This is a genomic window from Undibacterium parvum, assembly GCF_003955735.1.
In the GTDB taxonomy this organism is placed as follows: Bacteria; Pseudomonadota; Gammaproteobacteria; order Burkholderiales; family Burkholderiaceae_D; genus Undibacterium; species Undibacterium parvum.
On the sequence record NZ_CP034464.1, the window covers coordinates 3,843,189 to 3,861,111 of the forward strand.

At 51.2% G+C, this 17,923-nt stretch carries 16 protein-coding genes and 1 tRNA gene; 6 read left to right on the forward strand and 11 right to left on the reverse strand.

Annotation, left to right across the window (positions count from 1 at the left end; all coding sequences use genetic code 11):
• Window positions 1-108: 108 nt before the first annotated feature.
• The gene (locus EJN92_RS16810; protein ID WP_126128871.1) at window positions 109-2,019 is read right to left on the reverse strand and encodes an ATP-binding cassette domain-containing protein; all 1,911 of its coding nucleotides are present in this window, start codon (window positions 2,017-2,019) and stop codon (window positions 109-111) included.
• Between the two features lie 155 nt (window positions 2,020-2,174).
• Between EJN92_RS16810 and EJN92_RS16815 the strand changes: the two genes are divergently transcribed.
• From EJN92_RS16815 to EJN92_RS16830, 4 genes are all read left to right on the forward strand, one after another.
• Window positions 2,175-2,249, forward strand: a tRNA-Arg gene (locus tag EJN92_RS16815).
• A 419-nt stretch (window positions 2,250-2,668) separates the two neighbouring features.
• Window positions 2,669-3,394, forward strand: coding sequence for an acetoacetyl-CoA reductase (gene phbB / locus EJN92_RS16820; RefSeq protein ID WP_126128872.1), 726 nt, complete (start codon window positions 2,669-2,671; stop codon window positions 3,392-3,394).
• A 485-nt stretch (window positions 3,395-3,879) separates the two neighbouring features.
• Window positions 3,880-5,556, forward strand: coding sequence for an AMP-binding protein (locus EJN92_RS16825; RefSeq protein WP_126128873.1), 1,677 nt, complete (start codon window positions 3,880-3,882; stop codon window positions 5,554-5,556).
• Between the two features lie 30 nt (window positions 5,557-5,586).
• Complete coding sequence (locus EJN92_RS16830) at window positions 5,587-6,420, forward strand: metal-dependent hydrolase (RefSeq protein WP_126128874.1); 834 nt, start codon at window positions 5,587-5,589, stop codon at window positions 6,418-6,420.
• Between the two features lie 72 nt (window positions 6,421-6,492).
• Here EJN92_RS16830 and EJN92_RS16835 read toward each other — a convergent pair whose 3' ends face one another.
• A complete protein-coding gene (locus tag EJN92_RS16835) occupies window positions 6,493-7,167 on the reverse strand; it encodes a TetR/AcrR family transcriptional regulator (RefSeq protein ID WP_126128875.1) in 675 nt (224 codons plus the stop codon).
• A gap of 294 nt (window positions 7,168-7,461) precedes the next feature.
• On the opposite strand from EJN92_RS16835, the gene pyrF reads away from it, so the two are divergent.
• A complete protein-coding gene (gene pyrF / locus EJN92_RS16840) occupies window positions 7,462-8,280 on the forward strand; it encodes an orotidine-5'-phosphate decarboxylase (protein WP_126128876.1) in 819 nt (272 codons plus the stop codon).
• Window positions 8,281-8,369: 89 nt separating this feature from the next.
• Here pyrF and EJN92_RS16845 read toward each other — a convergent pair whose 3' ends face one another.
• Window positions 8,370-8,855 (reverse strand): CinA family protein, encoded by a 486-nt coding sequence (locus EJN92_RS16845; protein WP_126128877.1) that lies wholly within the window; start codon window positions 8,853-8,855, stop codon window positions 8,370-8,372.
• Window positions 8,856-9,291: 436 nt separating this feature from the next.
• Here EJN92_RS16845 and EJN92_RS16850 point away from each other — a divergent pair, with 436 nt between their 5' ends.
• Window positions 9,292-9,705 (forward strand): hypothetical protein, encoded by a 414-nt coding sequence (locus EJN92_RS16850; protein ID WP_126128878.1) that lies wholly within the window; start codon window positions 9,292-9,294, stop codon window positions 9,703-9,705.
• Window positions 9,706-9,765: 60 nt separating this feature from the next.
• Here EJN92_RS16850 and EJN92_RS16855 read toward each other — a convergent pair whose 3' ends face one another.
• The 8 genes from EJN92_RS16855 to EJN92_RS16890 all read right to left on the reverse strand — a co-directional run bounded on the left by EJN92_RS16855 (window position 9,766) and on the right by EJN92_RS16890 (window position 17,437).
• On the reverse strand, window positions 9,766-10,797 hold the full coding sequence (locus EJN92_RS16855; protein ID WP_126128879.1) for a DUF3667 domain-containing protein: 1,032 nt from the start codon (window positions 10,795-10,797) through the stop codon (window positions 9,766-9,768).
• 6 nt (window positions 10,798-10,803) lie between these two features.
• A complete protein-coding gene (locus EJN92_RS16860; protein ID WP_126128880.1) occupies window positions 10,804-11,271 on the reverse strand; it encodes a phosphatidylglycerophosphatase A family protein in 468 nt (155 codons plus the stop codon).
• A gap of 47 nt (window positions 11,272-11,318) precedes the next feature.
• Window positions 11,319-12,287 (reverse strand): thiamine-phosphate kinase, encoded by a 969-nt coding sequence (gene thiL / locus EJN92_RS16865; protein WP_126128881.1) that lies wholly within the window; start codon window positions 12,285-12,287, stop codon window positions 11,319-11,321.
• Window positions 12,288-12,377: 90 nt separating this feature from the next.
• The gene (locus EJN92_RS16870) at window positions 12,378-14,930 is read right to left on the reverse strand and encodes a hybrid sensor histidine kinase/response regulator (RefSeq protein ID WP_126128882.1); all 2,553 of its coding nucleotides are present in this window, start codon (window positions 14,928-14,930) and stop codon (window positions 12,378-12,380) included.
• A 178-nt stretch (window positions 14,931-15,108) separates the two neighbouring features.
• Window positions 15,109-15,594, reverse strand: coding sequence for a GNAT family N-acetyltransferase (locus tag EJN92_RS16875; RefSeq protein WP_126128883.1), 486 nt, complete (start codon window positions 15,592-15,594; stop codon window positions 15,109-15,111).
• Between the two features lie 184 nt (window positions 15,595-15,778).
• Window positions 15,779-16,237 carry a DUF1294 domain-containing protein gene (locus EJN92_RS16880; RefSeq protein WP_126128884.1) on the reverse strand — a complete coding sequence of 153 codons (459 nt, stop codon included), beginning with the start codon at window positions 16,235-16,237 and terminating at the stop codon, window positions 15,779-15,781.
• Between the two features lie 16 nt (window positions 16,238-16,253).
• Window positions 16,254-16,748, reverse strand: a complete 495-nt coding sequence (locus EJN92_RS16885; protein ID WP_126128885.1) for a DinB family protein — start codon at window positions 16,746-16,748, stop codon at window positions 16,254-16,256.
• Window positions 16,749-17,008: 260 nt separating this feature from the next.
• Window positions 17,009-17,437, reverse strand: coding sequence for a GNAT family N-acetyltransferase (locus EJN92_RS16890; RefSeq protein ID WP_126128886.1), 429 nt, complete (start codon window positions 17,435-17,437; stop codon window positions 17,009-17,011).
• Window positions 17,438-17,923: the final 486 nt, after the last annotated feature.

The window sequence follows — 17,923 nt, forward strand, 5'->3', positions numbered from 1 at the left end:
GGGCGGTCGCGACACTTAGGCTTATTGCTAGTGTTGAAAATAAAACGCCTCACCGTTTTAAGCGGCGAGGCGTTTTTTGCTACTTTTTGACTACTCTTCGGCTGCTGTTTAGCCGCCCAGAATTTCCATTTTTTCCATCGCGCCCAGCAACAGATCATCCAGCGCAGCGTGGCGTTCGTTCATCTTCTTGATGTCGTCGGCTTTGCTTTTCTTGTACAGATCTTGATCTGCCAGACGGTCGGCAATATCTTTTTGCTCGGCTTCATAGCTGGCGATCAGGGCCGGCAATTCGTCGAACTCTCTTTGCTCTTTGTAGCTGAGTTTTTTCGCTTTAACGACGGCAGGAGCGGCCACGGCCGCCGCCGCTGTGGCTGCTGCTTTCTGCTCGGTCTTGCCTATCGCTGATTTGCTCGGCGCCGGGGCGCTGGTGCGGTATTTTTCCCAATCGGAATAACCACCGACGTATTCTTTCCAGTTGCCTTCGCCTTCCGAGGCGATCACTTGCGTGACGACGTTGTCGAGGAAAGTTCTATCATGGCTGACCAGGAACACGGTGCCGTCATAGTTTTCCAGTAATTCTTCCAGCAATTCCAGGGTTTCGATATCCAGATCATTGGTCGGTTCATCGAGTACCAGAACATTGGCTGGCTTGGCAAAAAGACGCGCCAGCAACAAGCGGTTACGCTCGCCACCGGACAATGATTTAACTGGTGAACGGGCGCGTTCCGGTGCGAACAGGAAGTCGCCCAGATAAGACATCACGTGCTTGCGCTGACCATTGACTTCTACCCAGTCACTACCCGGAGAAATGGTTTCTGCCAAACTGTCTTCATCATTAAGTTGACTACGCATCTGATCGAAGTAAGCGATCTGCAGCTTGGTACCTTGCTTGATGGTGCCGCTGTCTGGCTGGTCTTGACCGAGTATCAGTTTGAGCAGGGTGGTTTTACCGGCACCGTTGTGACCGATCAGACCGATCTTGTCGCCGCGCATGATGATGCTGGAGAAGTCGTTGATGATCTTCTTCTCGCCAAAGCTCTTGAAGACATTTTCCAACTCAGCCACGATCTTGCCCGAACGCTCGCCGGTGGTGACATCCAGACGTACCTGACCTTGTTGCTCGCGACGTGCGCTACGCTCTACGCGCAGATGCTCGAGGCGCTTAACGCGGCCTTCATCACGCACGCGACGCGCTTTCACGCCTTTGCGTATCCAGATTTCTTCTTGTGCCAAGAATTTATCAAACTTGGCCGCTTCGACTTCTTCCACTTCCAGTTGTTCTTCCTTGCGGATCTGGTAAGTGCTGAAGTTGCCCGGGAAAGAAGTGATCTTGCCGCGATCGAGTTCTATGATGCGGGTAGTGACGTTATCGAGGAAGCTACGATCATGGGTGATGAACAGGACGCTGCCTTTGAAATCGCGCAACAGACCTTCTAACCACAAGATCGATGAGAAATCCAGATGGTTGGTCGGCTCATCGAGCAGTAAAACATCGGGTGCGCTGACTAAGGCGCAGGCCAGCGCCACGCGCTTTTTCATACCGCCAGAGAGGGTGCTCATGACCGCATCTTTGGACAGGTTCAGCTTGTCTAAAGTCGTCTCTACCGTGTTATTCAGGTTCCAGGCATCGGCCGCATCGATTTGCACCTGGATGTCGTGCATGCGCTCCATCAGGGCGTCGTCATTGTCGCCGCCGAACTGACCGGTGATCGCTTCATATTCCAGCAACAGCGCTGGCATTTCACCCAGACCAGAGGCTACTGCATCAAACACGGTTTGATCAGGATCGAATTGCGGCTCTTGCTCTACATAGGCAATCTTGATGCCTTGTTGCATCACCAGCAAACCATCATCGAGTTTGGAGGTGCCGGCAATAATTTTCAGCAAAGACGATTTGCCGGTACCATTGCGGCCGATCAAACCGACGCGTTCTGAGGTTTCGATAGAGAATTCTGCGTGGTCTAGCAGGGCGACGTGGCCAAATGCCAACTGAGCGTTACTGAGTGAAATGACTGCCATAAATACTTCTGTAGGGCTGAAAAGAGCCGATGCGGGGTAAATAAAAGGCGTATTGTACCGTAGCCAGCGATTCTTCTTAATTGATTGTTCGTGTTAGCTCATGTATTATTGCTGGCTTCGCAGAAAAAAGTGTCGTTTCGCTATTTTCCCCGCGTCTCTCCGTAGCACAATGGATAGTGCACATGCCTCCTAAGCGTGGGATACAAGTTCGATTCTTGTCGGAGGGACCAGCGATTTATTGCCATAAAAAATACGCACATGCTGGTTTGCCTACGTTGTTGCGTTTGACAGAGCCCCTTGATTCTTTATCGAACGAGGGGTTTTTTGTTGCCCGCGAGGTTTTCCACGCTCAAACGTCTGGTGCCTTGCTTGAAATTAATTTTCCCCGTTTTTGAGATTCCGCAAGCTGTCTGCTGATGCGGGCAGGGCAAAGCGCATCCAGCGATATAGAATTTAGAACAAATATACTCTTGCCCACGAAGTGCAGGAAACGCGCGAAAAGTCCAAAGGCGCGGCGCTTGATTCCCGGGCGTAATTGCGTATTCGCTTGTTTGAGTCTTTGGTGTTTTTGGTGTTTTTTGTGGAAAAGGTTTTGCCTTTGTGTAAATACGCAGTCTTTACCATCAGCTAGCCCAATAAAGGAAAGATTATGTCTCGTATCGCAATCGTCACAGGTGGAACCCGCGGTCTGGGCAAAGCGATTTCGCTGTCGCTGCAGGCGGCTGGTCATCAGGTCGCAGCCGTGTATCGCAATAACACCGAGGCGGCGCAGGCGTTTTCGCAAGTGAGCAAGATACCTGTGTTTCAGTGGGATGTCGCCGATTTTGAGGCATGTCGCAGCGGTATTGCCGCCGTCGAACAGCAATTGGGCGGCGCGGTTGATATCCTGGTCAATAACGCCGGCATTACCAGTGACGCTGTATTGCATCGCATGAGCCACGAGCAATGGTGGAAGGTCATCAATACCAATCTGGGCTCGATGTTCAATATGTCGCGCCACGTGATCGAAGGTATGCGCGAGCGCGGCTATGGGCGCATCGTCAATATCAGTTCCATCAATGGTGAAAAAGGTCAGCTGGGTCAGAGTAATTATGCCGCTGCCAAAGCCGGGATCTTGGGATTTACCAAGGCGCTGGCGCTGGAAAGTGCGCGTAAAAATATCACGGTTAATGCAATCGCACCGGGCTATTGCGAGACAGATATGGTGGCAGCGGTATCGCCCGAAGTCTTGCAGGGAATTATTGCTGGGATACCGGTAGGACGGCTAGGTTCTCCCGCCGACATCGCGCGCATGGTGGCGTTCTTGGTTGACGAACAAGCCGGTTACATCACCGGGGCCACCTTTGATATCAATGGCGGTCAGTATATGTCGTAGCCCTTTGTATCTTGACCACGGAAATCTTCACTCCAGGGTTCTTTATTCCGAGGTTCTTCATTTACTACTCAAGCGTGGTTGACGGCTGCGATGACGATGCGGCACTGTTGTCAAAACATGTCAGCGTTTTCGATTAGAGTTTAACTTCGGTTTTTCTAGTTGAGCTGTTGCAAGCTACTCTTGAGGGTTTTGTTCCGAACATATCACTTCTCTAATTGCTGATATTTTCGTTCTTCTTGTTGCCATCCTCTTAAAAATACACCGTTATGCACGATGTATATCTAATTTTTTTCTGGCCGTGTATGTGCGCATAGTGGCTTCGGATAGGCGTTGACTTTGCGTTTTCAATACACTACTGTATGTAGTCATAAATGCACGCAATATCGATAATTTATCTCGTTTTTTTTATGGGTATAGAGCAGCGTCGTTGATGTGGTGACGGCTGTTTTTTTTCGTTACATTTTTGGATTGATACCAACACGGCTATGGAAAAAATTTGGATTAACAGTTATTCCTCCGGGGTTCCGGCGGAGATTGATGTGAGCGCGTATGACTCTTTGGGTGATTACTTTGATCATGCCGTTGCTCAATTTGCCGACCGTACGGCGTTCATTAGTGGCTCTACCGGTGTGGCGATCACTTATCGTCAGCTGGAACAATATAGCCGTAATCTTGCGGCATATTTTCAGAGCGTATTGGGTTTGCCGAAAGGTGCGCGGGTTGCTCTGATGATGCCCAATATTTTGCAGTATCCGATTTGTCTGTATGGTCTGTTGCGCGCCGGCTATGTGGTGGTCAATGTCAATCCTATGTACACCGCACGTGAGCTAGAGCATCAGTTGCGCGACTCAGGTGCTCAGGCCATGGTCGTGGTTGAATTGTTCGCGCATATCCTGGAAAAAGTGATCGCCAACACCAGTCTGAGTAAGGTCGTCGTTACCGGCTTGGCCGACATGATGCCTTTTCCCAAGCGTGTAATGGGCAACTTCATTATCCGCAGAATCAAAAAAATGATACCGGATTACACATTGCCGGGTAGCATCAGTTTTCTCGATATGCTGGGCGCTGGCGCCGCAAGTAGCTTTAGTCCGGTCAAGATGCAGCGGCAGGATATCGCGTTCTTACAGTACACCGGCGGTACAACCGGCGTCTCCAAAGGCGCAATGTTGAGTCATTTAAATATCTTGGCCAATGTGAAGCAAACCCAGGTCTGGAGCGATCCCTTCATTGATAAAAACGAGCAGTTGACCAGCATCACCGCGATTCCGCTGTATCACATCTTTGCCTTAACGGCGAGCCTCGGGTTTATAGCCATGGGCGGCAGTAATGTTCTGGTGGCAGATCCGCGCAACATACCTGGCTTTGTCAGCGTGCTGGCTAAGTATCCGTTCGCCTCTCTGCCTGCAGTAAATACCTTATTTAATGGCTTGCTCAATGATGCCGGTTTTGCCAAGGTCGATTTTAGCCGCCTGCGTTTCGCACTCGGCGGTGGTGCGGCCGTGCAACGATCAGTTGCCGAACGCTGGCAAAACGTTACCGGCGCACCTTTGATCGAGGCTTATGGTTTAACTGAGTGTTCGCCCGCAGTCAGCATGAACCCTCTGTGTCTGGGTGTATACAACGGCAGCATAGGCTTACCGCTGCCATCGACCGAGGTGTCGATACGTAATGAGGCAGGAGAGGAGTTGCCGTTGGGCGCCGCTGGCGAACTCTGCGTGAAAGGGCCACAAGTGATGGCTGGTTACTGGAATCTTCCGAAGGAAACCGCTGCAGTGATGACTAACGATGGTTTTTTGCGTACCGGCGACGTGGCGCAAATGGATGAAAAAGGGTTTTTGAAATTGGTTGACCGGCTCAAGGACATGATCCTGGTGTCGGGCTTCAATGTCTACCCCAATGAAATTGAAGAAGTGGTGATGATGCATGCTGACGTATTGGAGGTGGCGGCGGTGGGCAAGTTTGATGCCGGTAGTGGTGAGGCGGTCAAGATTTTCGTAGTCAAGAAGAATGCGACGCTGACTGAAGAAAGCCTGCTTAAGCATTGCCGGGAAAATTTGACGGGCTACAAAATGCCTCGCCAGGTGGTATTTCTCGATGATCTTCCCAAGAGCAATGTAGGGAAAATTTTGCGGCGTGATTTGCGTGAGCTTCATGCAAGTTGATGCGATTCAATATAAACAAGGAGAGCACTGATGAGCGATTTAATAGTGAGACGTCTTTTGATCGATATGAAAAGCCCGATTGCCAGCCGCTGGAATGGTGGCGACGCGTTTCGCTCGGCATTTTTCAACGCCTTGTCGATGAGTTTTCCGGTTGGCGAGCAATATTTTATAGACTCGGTAAGGAACGGTTTAAAAAGTCTGCGGGAACCAGAGCGAGAACGTTTTGACGCGGAAGTGCGGGGCTTTATCGGCCAGGAGGCGACCCACCGTCGCCTTCACACTTTGTTTAACGGACATCTCGATAAGTTAGGCTACACGAATGAAATTGAAGCGCGCGCGATTAAACGCATCAAGGCTAATGCTGCCTATAATTTGCGTGCACACGTCGCTGCCACAGCCGCCACTGAACATTTCACAGCCCTATTTGCGGATTGGATATTAAGGCATCCTGAAGCTTTGGCTGATACCGAGCCGCGTTTGCAAACCTTATGGCAGTGGCATTGCGCTGAAGAGTCCGAGCATCGCAATGCCGCCTTCGATATCTATGTGGCGATGGGCGGCGAGCATGCTTGGCGCATCAGAGCCTTTTATTATATTTCTCTGATTTTCATGATGGACCTGACACGCCAGACTTTGCGCAATCTTTGGCATGATTCCAGTCTGTTTTCATTTTCGACCTGGCGCAGTGCGGCTAAGTTTTTGTTTGCCAAAGATGGTTTGATACGGGGCAATATCGGTCTATGGCGTGATTATCTATCGCCCGATTTTCATCCCAGTCAACATGAATCGAGCTTGTCGCAACAATGGCTAATCGCGAACGCGACGCAGTTTGCCGTAGTCGGCCAGGTCGAACCTGCTAAGTGAACCTGCTAAGTGAGCCAGCTAAATGAGCCAGCTAAATGAGCCGGCTCATTTGCGCGACACGCTAATGTTTGTTTATAAGGCTTGTTGTTGGATCAGGTAGGTGGCGATGATATTTTTTAGGTGGTTTTTTAGTTGCGGCGAATTTGCAGGGCGGCTAAGAGCCTGAAAGCTGCCGACCAGGGCAAGGTAAAACAAGGAGGCCAGTTCGCTTGCTTTCTTGCTGTCATTGGTCAATCTCTGGAACTTACTTTCAAATAAATGCATGCGTGTCTGATCTACCTCGGTCAGCATGCTGGCCACGGCTGTATCGCGTCGTCCCAGGCCGCGCAGGGCGAGTTCAAAGCGCATATTTTCCAGATCCTCGCCTGCCTGCGATAAGGCAGCCTCCAGCAAATGTTCCAGGTCTGCCCGTGGGTCAGCCAGAAGATCGGTTCTAAGGCGTAGATTTTGTTCTTGCTCGTGCTCTCGCCAACGAGTCAGTAAGGCGCTGACCAGTTCGGCATGATCAGCAAAGTGCCAGTAAAAACTTCCCCGCGTTACCCCTAATTTATCTGCCAGCACTAACACCCTGATATTGTCAAAGCCCGCTTCCACCACAGCCCTGAAAGCTGCATCGAGCCAGGCATCTCTGGTCAGCCTTTGTGCGGAGGGGGGGGTCTTTACAGGTGTCATATGTCGGATGTTGTAGTGGAGCGATTGCTGAGACTTTGCGTGACCTTTGAGGTCGTCTATTTTACGGCCATACATGGGCAAGGCCTAGAGAACTACATAAATTAGATTGTTTATGCGAATTTTCATAAAAACTGTCCGGAGAATGAGGGGGAAACCAAAAGTCGACGGGTGGCGCTACTCTGTGCACTATGCTTGGTCGTGCCACAGGCTGCAGGTATAATGATGCCGTTTTGTGCAGTTGCACATCCGGGATCGTCTAAAAAACTATTCGGCCGTATTGCCGCAGTGTGCGCCTTGCGCTACAGTCCGGAGCAATATTCTCGGGACCAGCTTTTTAGACCTTGCCATACCTCTTTGCAAAGCCACATCATGACTTTTATACAAAAACTTTCGGCCGCTTGGGCTAGCAATAATTCTCTGCTGTGCGTCGGTCTTGATCCTGACGTGAATAAATTCCCAGCTGAACTGGCGCAGCAGCCGGATGCTATTTTTGCGTTCTGCAAAACCATGATCGATGCCACTGCCGATCTGGCTTGCTCGTTCAAGCCACAGATCGCCTATTTCGCGGCGCTGCGCGCTGAAGACCAGTTAGAAGATATCTGCCGCTACATCAAGCGCACTTATCCTACCATTCCGATTATTCTAGACGCCAAGCGTGGCGATATCGGCGCCACTGCTGAGCAATATGCGCGTGAAGCCTTTGAGCGTTATGACGCCGATGCCGTGACGGTCAACCCTTACATGGGCTTTGATTCGGTGGCACCGTATATGGAATGGACGGACCGCGGCGCGATTGTGCTGTGCCGCACCTCGAACGCGGGCGGTTCTGATCTGCAGTTCTTAAATGTCGATGGTAAGCCGCTGTATCAGCACGTGGCACAACTGGTGGCCGACAAATGGAATACCAATGGACAGTGTGCTTTGGTCGTTGGCGCCACCTTCCCGAATGAATTGGCACAGGTACGCAGCATCATCGGTGATATGCCTTTGCTGGTGCCTGGCATAGGCGCGCAAGGCGGTGATGTGGCCGCTACCGTGGCTGCCGGTAAAACGGCCGATGGCACCGGCATGATGATCAACTCTTCACGCGCTATTTTGTATGCAAAACCTTTGGCGGATGAGTCTTATACTCAGGCGGCACGCCGCGTTGCGCTGGAAACCCGCGATGCAATTAATGCTTGCCGTTAAGTTATAGGCGAGCTTGTAAGCGAACTTGTAGGCTAGTGAGTGGTGAAATAAAAAAGGAGCGCTAAGCTCCTTTTTTATTTTCGTGCCACTTAAATTTCATCCAGATAACGTTGCAGCCGCTCTAGCGCATAGACTATGGTTTGTTCGCGTACCGCATGGCGGTCGCCCGCGAATACCCGTCTTTCTGTATGCGTTACGCCACCGACTACCCAGCCAAAACAGATGGTGCCGACTGGCTTGCCCGGTACTGCGCCGGTGGGGCCGGCGATGCCGGTGGTGGAGACGGCCACATGCGCCTCGGTGAGTGCTAATGCGCCTTCGGCCATGGCGGCAGCAATCTCTTCACTGACCGCGCCATGTTGGGCGATCAGGGCGTCTGGGATATTCAGAAGTTCGGTTTTTGAAGCGTTTGAGTATGTTACAAAGCCACAGTCAAACCATTCGGAACATCCAGCCACTTCGGTGACGGCTTGGCAGACCCCGCCACCCGTGCAGGATTCGGCTATCGTCAGCAATAACTTACGCGATTTTAGTGCCTCGCCCAATTTTTCTGCCAGTTGTATAGCGTTCTGCATGGCATGCTCTCCTCGGATGGTGGGTGTAGAAATACTTTACCACTTTGTGACTGGGATTTTGCGGTTTTTCTATAGAGAGAAGAGAAAAAAACAAGTAAAATTAGCAACACGGTCTGAGTAAAAAAATAGATCGAGAAGTTCCCAGAACCGATTGCCCAATATCCATGGGCCTTCCAGGCCCAAAAGGCGCGCAAAGGCGCATGGATATTGCGCGCACGGTTTGGCGCTTGCGCTCGCTTTGTGTGCGGCTTGTTTTTCAGTTCGCGTAAATTTACTGATCAAGCTGCCAAGTGCTGGCCGTGCTTGCTATAATCGAAACCCTAGCTTGTCTGTGTCGTAGTTGCTTAATTCAATCACTTAATTGAATAAGTAAGCACGCAAGCAAACCCAGAGTAAGCACGCCAATAATTCAACTATTAAGAATGAGACTAACAAGATGAAACGAGCACTGACTTCTGTATTTTTGGGCGCAGCCCTATTGGTTTCCGCTAACGCCATGGCCGCAGCGCCAAAATTTGCGGTTAAAAATAATGCCCCAGTGGCCTTGATCGACGATGCCGGCGCGCGCGCAATTTGGCTAGAAAATTTGCCAGAAGCGACGGCCCTTAAATATCCAGTGAAAAAACTCGGTTACCTGAGCGAAGTCAATGGCGGTTTTGATGACCATAAAAATTGCGTGGTCGTTGCGCGTGCTATGCAAGTGCCAGTCAGCGGTAAAAACTTCATTTACGAACCTAAGAAAACCTCGATTACTCTGGCGACCCAAGCCGGTGCCACACCTGAACAATGCAGTGCCTTGGCTAAAGTGAAGTTGAAAGAAGCAGTGCAGTCGTTGGTCGCCGCTTTGTAATTTGGTGTTGATTCAGAAATAAAAAAAGCGATGCAAGGCATCGCTTTTTTTATGGCTAGCTCACAGTAGTAGCGTGGCGGCCAGTGCCCCGGCTAAGGCCAAACCGATGGCGATCGGATACAGCATCCCCAATATCAGGCAGCGCCACAGCGCGCCAAACCAGCTTATCGCATAGGTGGTGCGTAGTGCCAGGGGCAGATACACGGCGCTGCCGACTACGATGAAGAAAGTGATTGTTCCGTAGAATGGTAGCAATAACAGCAGCAAACTCAAAAACAAAAACGCATGGAAATGGAAGGCAAACAGTAAATGCGCACCATAGGGGATGCGCCGCCGCACAAATAGCAGTTTCAAGAGCATGGCAAATACTGGCATCAAGAAAAACATGGCTTTCGGGGCCTGTGCCAGCATGCCTTGCACGATGGCCTCAATGCGCTCTTTGGCTGGCAGTTTTTCGAAGTGTTCTATTTTTGCCGAAATTGCCTTGGCAGTGCGTTGACCAAAGGTTTTGCCTAAAAAATCCATGGCGATCTTGCTGTCGCCTGTCAAAATATGAAACTCTTCATCTTCCGGGATATTGATCTGAATTGAATTTTCTGGCAGATCCGGATGCGCTCCAGCCGAGCTAATGCCCGAACTAATTCCTAGTGGCACGGTGATTTTTTTTGACTTTTTTGCGTGCTCTGGCGCCGTAGACTGACTGCTTGTTGTTGGACCCTCGACCGGCTTAGTAGCCTCAGAGTCGAATTTGCTTACCAGCGATAACATCAAAAAATACAGCAGAGATAAACCAATATACAAACGCACGGGGCGGATAAATCTTTGTCGCCGACCTTCCAGGAAATCCACCGTCAGACCACCCGGGTAGCGGATCAGATGCCAAAGTGTGCGCGGCATCTTGCCCCGCTCTAGCACATTGCGGGTTAAAAATTCGTAGATGAAATCGAGCGCGGTAGGCGCGCCCAGCAAAGACTCTTGTCCGCACTGTGGACAGTAATTTCCGCTAAATACGGTTTTGCAATTGGCGCAGGGCGTATGCTCTGCGGCCTTGGTAGAGCGCATAAAGCGCGCAAGTTGGGCGGGTTTTGTCATGGCCGCTTACAGCACGCGCCACAAGGCAAATGCCAGCAGCGTAAAAAAAGCCGCCACGATGTCATCAAACATGACGCCGAAGCCACCTTTGTAGCGCCTATCGAAATAGCCTATAGGCGGCGGTTTGACCATGTCAAAAAAACGGAAGGCGATAAACGCCCAGCACTGCGTTTTAAAGTCGGCCGGTGTCACCAATAACAGCACCAACCAAAACGCGATGATCTCATCCCACACCATACTGCCATGGTCGGCTACGCCCATATGTTTGCCGGTGACGGCGCAAGCCCAGATGCCGATAAAAAAACCGAGAACGATGATAATGCCCCAATTGAGCGGGGTAAACAGCTCAGGCCAACGCACCGAAAATAGATTGAAAGTGAGCCACCCAAACAAAGTGCCGGCGGTACCCGGCATGATGGGGGAGAGCCCGCTGCCAAAACCCTGCGCCAGTATGTGGGCAGAATGCGAAAACATAAAACGCGCGGTGGGGCGTACTTTTTTTACGCTTGGCTCGGAGCTAGTCATGGGCTGGAGAAATGATCAAAAGAAGTTAATTGCAAAGTCACAGGCTGGCCGAAATCATCGAGTAAGCGCAGACCCGGCGCCGCTTCTATGCTGCCGACACGGGTCACAGTGGTGGCGCTGCTGACCCCGGCTGCCAGCACCGCCGCACGTTGCGCTACTGGCGCGGTGAAACATAATTCGTAATCGTCGCCACCCGCCAAAGTAAATGCTCGCTGTAGTGCCAGTGGCTGGCGCGCGAGTACCGGTCCGGCTGGCAAGCTATCGATGTGCAAGCTGGCACCGAGTCCAGAGCGCTGCAGGATGTGGCCCAGGTCACCGATCAATCCATCCGAAATATCCAGTGCCGCATGCGCGACGCCACGCAAGGCCGTGCCCAATGCGATCCGTGGGCTAGGCTGATGCATGCGCGTGGCTGCCAACTGATGCTCTAGCGGCGCCAAACTTAACTCTTTGCGATAGCTGGCCAAGGCCAGACGGGCGTCACCTAGGGTGCCGGAGATCCAGATGTCGTCGCCTAACTGCGCTGCATCGCGGCGTAAAGCGCTGCCAGGCGGCAGTTCTCCAAACACTGTGATGCAGATGTTGAGCGGGCCCTTGGTGGTGTCGCCACCGATCAGACTGCAGCGATGGGTATCGGCCAAGACCAGTAAGCCTTGCGAAAATTTTTCTAGCCAGAGCGGATTGGCTTCAGGCAGCGACAGCGCCAAAGTAAACGCCAGCGGGCTGGCGCCCATCGCGGCCAGATCTGAGAGATTCACCGCCAGGCATTTATGTCCGAGCAGGTAAGGATCGGCATCAGCAAAAAAATGGCGCCCTGAAACCAGCATGTCGGTAGAGACCGCCAGCTGCATGCCCGGGCTAGGATTGAGCAGGGCGCAATCGTCGCCTATGCCCAGCGCGATGCGCGGGTCGGTGCAGCTATGTTGCGCAAAATAGCGCTTGATGAGGTCGAATTCTGAGAGCATGCGGCATTGTACCGAATGCGAGGCTAGACGAAAGCAGGAATAGAGAAAAATCCACACACAAAGAGACTTTGCCAGGGCACTCGGGTTCGCCTAGCAGGATGAGGCTAGGGTGGCGCAGCCCGAGTGGTTTTGTGGCTCGCCAGAAAAAGCGCTATTGAGGGTCACAGGAGTAGCGATTTCAGCGCTTAGTAAGGTGAGTAACTCTTGCTCGCTACAAGGCTTACTCAAACAATGATCAAAGCCCAGCGCCAGATAGTCGGCATGACTCTGCGCATCATCGTTGCCTGAGTATGCTGCTATCAGGCTGGCGCTATGGCCAGCTTGCGCTTGCCAAGCGCGAATTCCCGCCAAGGCCTCTATGCCGTCCATGACAGGCATATCCAGATCCATAATGATGATATCCGGACGCTGCTGTTTGATCGCCTCAAGCGCCAGGCGGCCATTCAAGGCGGTGTCCAGCACAAATCTAGAGTGTGGAATTAATTCACTCATTATCATCAGATTGAATTCATCATCATCTACTAATAAGATACGACGCTGCCGGTCGGTGCTCTTTGTCAATGAGATAATCGGCTTGGCTGGCCGCTCTTCCAGCGCAATAATGGGCGCTGAATGAGCCGGTTTTAACTCTAATAAAAGAGTGGTGCCATCCTGTATCGAGGAGCTCATGCTGAGGTTGCCACCCTGAATTTTGGCCAGCAAATGTGCGGAGTAAGTGCCTAGCCCAATACCGCCACTTTTTCCGCTGGTCGCATATTTAGCGAAGAAGTTTTCCCTTAAAGCCTCAGGAATGGCACCCTGGTTTTGTATGCTTAGTCTGACCTTTTCACCGCGTTGCAGTAATACCTGAACATCACTATCAGGCGGTGCCGCTTCGACCGCATTCTTAAGCAGGTTGGCAATCACCGAATAACAGAGCGCATCTTCAGCCTCGACCAAGGTCGGCGAGGCTGGCTCGGAAATAAGGATATTGACCGATTTTGACTGCGCGTGCGCCGACAGGTCTTGCGCCACGTCGGCTACCAGGGCACTTAAATTTACGCTGACAGGGCGCAGCACATAAGTGCCACTTTCCATCTGAAACAGATCCAAAGACAGATTGACCATACTCAGCGCACGGCGCGCCGCATGCTCTATCATATTCAGCACTTTTTCTTCCTGATCCTCCAAAATTCTTCCAGCACGTAAGACTTTAGGTGCTGCAATGATGCTCGCTAAGGGAGTTTTTAAATCGTGTCTGGCGATCCGTTCTACATCTTCCAGTGAACGCATGGCACGGGCTAATTTTTCATTTTTCTTATCCAGTTCTAGGGTGCGCTGAATCACCCTTTCTTCGAGTATCCGTTCTGAGGAAGTTAGGGTTTCAACCAGTTGACGTTGCGCATCAAGTGCCAGATTTTGCGCTAACTCATGGGCTCGACGAATCGCATTAAAACGATCGGCTAAGGCAAAGGCGAGTACCAGCATTTCAAAAATCGAGCCTAATTGCAAAATATTTGTAGTCAGTTGATTGGTGCTGACCAGGCCTAAGGCACGCAGTACCGTGGTAATCGCAGCAAAACACAACACGCTAAACGCGCTTAAAAAAAAGTAGGCACTACGCTGGCGCTTTAAGGCACACACCAGGCTAGTGACGAGGATGAGCACGGCGGTAAACCCATACAAGAGCGCCGCGGGTTTGATTACGCTTTGTAGCGAAATCACAAAGGCGATCGGCGTAAGGAAAAAGATCACTAGCAAAGCTTGTAGCAATCGATCCAAACCAGGCACGATCGCTGCTGTGCTGAGCATTCTGCGCATAAAAATTAACAAGCAAGCCAGCGTCAAGGAATAGCCTACATTGGTGGCGATATTCGACCAAAGTGGCGCTGCTTGCCAAAAATATTCTTTATCTAAACCATTTTGAATTGCCATGGTCAGCGCCATGCAGCTTACAAAATTCACATACAGCAGATACATCACATCTCGTAAGGCAAGAAACAGCAATAGGTTAAACAGTGCCATCGCCGTCGCCCCTCCGAAATACCAGGCCTGATTGGCATAGTCACTGCGCTCGTGCGCGTGGAATGCGGCGGGCTGCCATAATTTGACAGGAATCGAGACCGGCCCCAAGGATTGCACTCTGAGATAAAAACTTTGTACCGAGTTTGGTGCCAGGCTTAGCGGGAAGACAAAAAAGCGATTCGGGTAGGGACGCGCCGAGAAATCGGTTTCGCGCCCGGTGCGAATTGAGTAATTTTGAGTCGGTGTCGCGCTGTCGGTATCGGTGGCTATTTGATGAAATTCTACCTTGGTCAGCCCCGGTTCACTCAGTTCCAGTATGCGCTGTATCGTGTGCGCGCTGTCATTGCGTAGTTGCAGGCGCAGCCAAAATGCAGAGCGGGTATACCCAAAACTTAGGGCTTCGGCGCTCGAAGAGCTGCTGATAAAACGGCTGGCGATTGCTGGGCTAAGTACCTGCTCTAAGTTCAAAGTCGCACTGGCATCTTCGAAAACCTCGAAATAAGGCGTCAAAGCGAGTGACTGTTGCAGTGTAGTCTGGTCTGCCAAGCGCAACTCTATCGCCCCAAGCTGAGACGGCAGGTTGCTGCAGATTAGCAATAACAATCTGAGTATCCATAGCCCGCTGTTGTGCACATTCATGTAACACTCCAGTTTCTGAGTCCAAGCTGCTGCCAGCCCCTAGTTCAAGAACGCTGCTAATAAATTAACCTATTTATATGTTTAGCGCTATGATTTTAGACATCTATTTGTAGACGTTTCGGTACAGCATGGCAGAGCGGCATTGCCATCAAACTGATGTTGTATTGCGAGACAACTTTCAGTCGATCTTGCGGGTGTAGAAACGCGTTTCTTGCGGGATGCGCGGGAACGCCGCTGGCAATGACTCCAGCGTGACTTGGCTAAAACCGGTTTTTTCATAGTAGCGACAGGCCGCGGCGAATTTTTCTGTGGTCGCCAGGTACAGGGTGTGTATCTGCGCGGCATGCGCCGCCGTCAATAAACGCGCCATCAATAGCGTCGCGATACCATGCTGAGCACCGCGGTAGCTGGCCTTGACATACAGTTTGCGCAGCGCGCCTTGCTGTTGGCCTATGCAGCGTAAGCCTAGCGTGCCGACCACTTCATCACCGCATAGCGCCACCCAAAAATCGCCACCGGCGCTGCGGTAATAGTGTGCAATATCTGCCAGATCGGGCAGATCCGCTAAGCTGCTAGCCAGCCCAAATTCTTGCCGCTGTATCTGCAGTATCAGCGCGATCAGGGCGTCTTTGTGGGTGTGGCTGGCGGGCTCTATGCTGATCATGTTTACTTTTTGTGCCTCTAGAATTTCTGCTGAAAAAAAGGATACTGGGCAGGGGTATCAGTGATTTTAGAGCATTCGCGCATATACAATATGTGCGAAATCGCTATGAAAACCGATACTCCCTCTATTTGTCAAAAAATTTGGGTTGGTATGGGGCCCAAAGCCCAGCCGCTTGCTGCCAGCTTCAATAATTGAACAGCGCCAACAGGGGCGTCGTGAACAGTAGAAACAGCGCGATATTGAGCACGACTGTGATCCAAAATACGATGCGAAATGCCAGCTTACTCGATTTATGCCGCAGCCACTGTTGCGCCAGCAGCGCGCCCGGCCAGCCACCCGACAAAGCCAGCAAGTGCAAAGTGTTTTCTGGGGTGCGCCAGCGTCCAGCTTTAGCCGCGGCTTTGTCGATCGCATAGACCACCAAGCAGAGCAGACTGAGCAGCAGATAACTGAGTGCCCACCAATGTGGCATTGGCCAGCGCAGATCGATCAATAAATACAGCAAGATAAAGAGTGGAATCACGCTAAGCGCAAGCCAACTCGATTGCCCTTTTGACTGGCCGCGTGCGGCCGGTTTTGAGCTGGCTTTCGGGGTATTTTTAGTGCGGCTGTTGGTCATGGGTTTAGCTACGGGATTGGCCATGGATTTAGCCAAGGGCTTAAGCACGCACGGCTTCTATTTTTCCAAGTAACCATTGCAAGCCGGCCAGATGTTGTTGATCGTGGCTGCACAAATAATGCACCAGACTGCGCATGCTGAGCGGCCCATAGCCTTCAAACTGCGCCTTGCGCTTAAATTGTTCTTCAGTGACGCTGCGCAGTAAGCGCATGGTTTGCGCCCGCGCCGTGCAAAATGAGGCAAATACCTCAGCCGCATCTTGCTTTGCATAGGCGCGACTGATGGCGAGTGGTTCACTGTCTATCGAGAGCAAAAGCGGATTCACTTCGTTCAGGGTGCGACTAAAGCGCAGCTGATAGCCCTCGATCTCTATGTCCCGGATATGGCAAATCTGCTGTATCGCGGTAAATGCCTCACTAGGAACACCGTCCCAAGAGGCGGGCGCCCAGTGTTTAAAATCATCAGGTATCGCATCGTAGTGCGCCTGCAACTGCGCTGGGAAGGCTGCTAGTGTATCGAAGGTGATGGAATTCATAGACGGCTTAGCTTGGCTTAATTCGAAAGAGTTTGAAAGAGTTTGATAGGGTTGGATTGCGCTAGACACCGATCATAAGCCCTTATCAGGTTTTTTTAGACGGCATGCTAGGCCAGTAATTGATTTTAGCTGTTTCCTGGCGATCACCAACAAAGTTAGAATTCGCCAAACCAGTTTCAATGGCGCTGGTTCAGCGCGCCGGTCAGCGCAGCCGTACAGCATCAATAATCATGGTGCCGGTGGCGCGGTTTTGCATTTTCTTATTCGAGCACAAGTGCCAGATGATGGCTATTAAACTGAAAGCCTTTTTCCAGATACAGACGGTGTGCCGCGTGGCGTGCGTAGCCTGAGTCTAGGTGTAGGGCGGCGCAGCCAGCCTCTTTGGCCTGCGCATTTAAACGGTCTAAGATTTTGCCAGCAAAACCATTGCCTCTGGCGTTTTGCTGGGTGCTTAGATCGTCGATGAAAAGGACTTTACCTCGGCCTAAAAATTCCATATATCTAAAACCAGCGACACTTTTTATGCGGCCTTCATGTTGCAGTGCCAGAATCTGATAGCCCTGACTCTCTTGTCGTCTGATTTGCGCTAAAAATTTCTCAAGTTCTAACAGCGGTCTGAGTTCTTTGAAAGCCGGGAAGCAGCCCATGATTTCCTCGTCAGAGCTAGCCATAAATAATTCTAGAGTCATCGTACTTACCTTATATGTAGATTTGGCGCTCATGGCTTTTAGCCGGCTAGCGCGTTTTTTTTCATAGACGAAATTGAGGATGCACTGAGTCTAAGTGCTACGCTGTAGGCGGCGAGCGAGCGCTTTTACACACTCATAATTGTAAATCAGGAAACCCTGATTTTGCTAGTAATTTGATAATAATTTGCGAGCTGCCTGGACTAGCGCTTACTCTTTACTCAATATCAGCGATTTTGCCAGCATGCCCTGCCAACGCGCATATTCCATGCGGGTCTACAGCCTATCTGGCCTGCAGCCCGCATGGAATATGCGTGCTGGGCTAGCTGCAATTTCAAAGTATATTTAACGTAGCTATTTAGCCTGCTACTAAAATTATTAAAAAAAACGAAAACCTCTCAAAGGAGACACAGAGACACAGAGAAAAACGGAGAACTGCCTCGCTTTACTCTGTGAATCTCTGTGTCTCTGTGTCTCTGTGTTGAGTGG